General features: G+C 28.5%; 1 protein-coding gene. It reads left to right on the top strand.

What is annotated here, in order from left to right:
• Positions 1 to 2589: hypothetical protein (locus CAMP5118_RS07880; RefSeq protein WP_337217018.1), on the top strand; the 2589-nt coding region annotated here is incomplete at its 5' end.
• Between the last annotated feature and the right edge of the window lie 144 nt (positions 2590 to 2733).

Genomic DNA, 2733 nt, shown 5'->3' with positions numbered 1-2733 from the left:
AATGATGTATTACTTATAGGGAATAAGGTAAGTATCAATGGTGGCCATATCAATGGCAAACATAATGATAATGTTAGTGGTGATGCTTTAAAAAAACCAAGTGGTAATTCAGCCAATAAAGTTCATTTGGTGGGGAATGAAGTTTATATAGACAAGGATATGGCAAAATTTAAAACTACAAGTGGTAAAGTAGATGTAACAGCCAATGCTATTTACACTCAAAGACAAATGATAAAATTTGCAGAAGATGATTATAGTTTTGGTGATAATGTAAAAGTAAATGTAGTAAATTATAAAGATTCTAGTGGTGCAACTCATACAGGAAGCTCTAATTTCAAAAAAGCTCTAACTATAGGTAATATGGGAAATGAAAAAGATAATGCTATAGAATGGTGGCACTTTGCAAAAGGTTGGAATGAAGGTTTGGGTAATATTAGAGAAATTGATGAGTTCAGATTGGTAGATGATATAGATTTTAGTGGTAATCAAGGTAAAGGGGTAGAAGGTAAAGATTGGCAAAACTATGCAAATTATTGGGTAGACTTAAACGGTGATGGTAAAAAAGATGCTAACGAATTTACTAATATGATAGTAGGCCACAATAATTCTTTTACAAAGACTTTCGATGGGCAAGGATTTACACTTAAAAATATTAATATAGATACCACAAGATTAGATAATAAGCCAATGTATGTAGGCATTTTTGGTTCAGCGGAAAATGCTACTTTTAAAAATATCAATGTAGATTATATGGATGGAAGTATTATAGCTACAACAGAAAATGGCGAAGTTGGTGGTTTTATTGGGTCTTCTCGATGGGGAAATTTTTATAATATTTCCATAAAAAAAATAAATGAGATAAACAATTCAAATACTGGACATTTTTCCGCAACATCTGGTGGATTTGCTGGCATATTACGTGATTCCATAGTTTATGATGTCTCGTTAAATGATATTGGAAGTATTAAATCTGAAGGTTCGGTTGGTGGATTTGCCGGTTCTATTTTAACTGAAAATTATATGCATTCAGGAATTTTAATAAGTAATGTTTCAATAAATGACATTGGAAATATTGAAGGTAAAATATCAGCAGGAGGTTTTGCTTCTAGTGTAGATGGGCCAAGTCATATTTTTAATATATCTTTAAAAAATATAGAGAGTATTAAAGTTGTAAATGATGGATCTTTATATATTCCTTCCGATGGACATATATCTGCAGGTGGCTTTATAGGTATTCATAGCTCATATAACATCGGTGGAGGTATATTTTCCAATATTTATTTAGAAAATATAGGAACAATTAGCGCTGTAAATACTAATTATGCAAATCATAAAGCTTATTCTGGAGGTTTTGTTGGGCTTATTGAGGGTGATAATCGATTTAATGCAAAATTTGAAAATATTTACATATATTTTAATAAAGATATAATGATAAATAGTGACAATGAAATAGGTAAATTTTTCGGCAACTTGACAGATGATAGATATGCATCTTTTAACAACATCCACATCTATCATCACAAAAACGATTTAGCTAATGCTACGGCTGATCAAAGCTATTGGGGTAATACTAACGATAAAATTCAAATCCACACTTATAATGATAATAATCAAGAAAGTGTTTATAAAGATTTTTTATCTAAAACTAGTACCATAGAAAAACCTAATCATTCTGATGCATCTTTAGAACAAGACGACCTCAATAAAGAAGTAATCACTCAAATCATAGAAGATATCACTCAAAAAGGATATGTTGTAGATATAGCTAAATTAGAAGAATTGTTAGAAGTTTATAGCAAATTTAATCTAAATACCACAGAAGGTGAAAAAATAGCTTTTATTCAAAGATATTTTAATATAAAAGATGAGAATGAAGCCAGAGGTATTTTGCAAAGTTTAGATTTTCTGACTTATTATACTAAGAATGAAACATTTGATAAAAATAGAATATCAAATGAAGCAAAAGATTTATTTATATCTTTGCAAAATCAAAGCAAAACAACTCTAGATAACAATGAAGCTTTATTTAGCTATTTAAATGATAATAAAGATAAATTAATAGCTGAATATAACAAATACAAAGAGCTAGAGCAAATCTTTAAAGACAAAGAGCAAGACTATTTTAAAGCCCAAGCTGAATTTAATAGATTATTAGATTTAGTCAATAAAGGTAAGCTAAGCTACAATGATCCTAAATTCACTCAAGCTTTTGATAATTGGCTTAATGCTTATAATAGTTATTCCAATGCATATGTTGATGCTAAGAATATCAATGATAATATAAAATCCACTTATACTAAATATATTAATGAGACATTGGGATATGACAATTTTAATTTTAATCCTTTTTTGCTAAGTTTAAATCCTGATGTAGATAAACCTGAATTTCCTGATATAGATAATTCTCAAGGTGGAGATTTACCTGACTTTGAACAAACTGCTTCTCTTAATTTAATAGGTGATGAAACTTTAGATGATGAAGAAGAAACTGAAGAAGTAGATGAAACCTCTTTACTTCAAAAAAGTAAAACTTGCATAGTAAGTGATAATTATAAAACTATGAATCCTTGTGTAGTTGGAGGATTATAAAATACTTTGCTAGGATAGCTATATCCTAGCAATAATAACGAGTATATTAATGAATACTCGTATTAAATAATATTTTGATTAATCAATAATAAATATTAAAAAATAAAAACTCTTAATTTTAAAAAAACAAATCAAAAGGAACAA

The sequence above is a fragment of the Campylobacter sp. LMG 7929 genome (assembly GCF_024723595.1).
Classification (GTDB): Bacteria; Campylobacterota; Campylobacteria; order Campylobacterales; family Campylobacteraceae; genus Campylobacter_D.
Note: the sequence above shows the minus strand (reverse complement) of the source record. Positions and strands in the feature narration are given on the sequence as shown.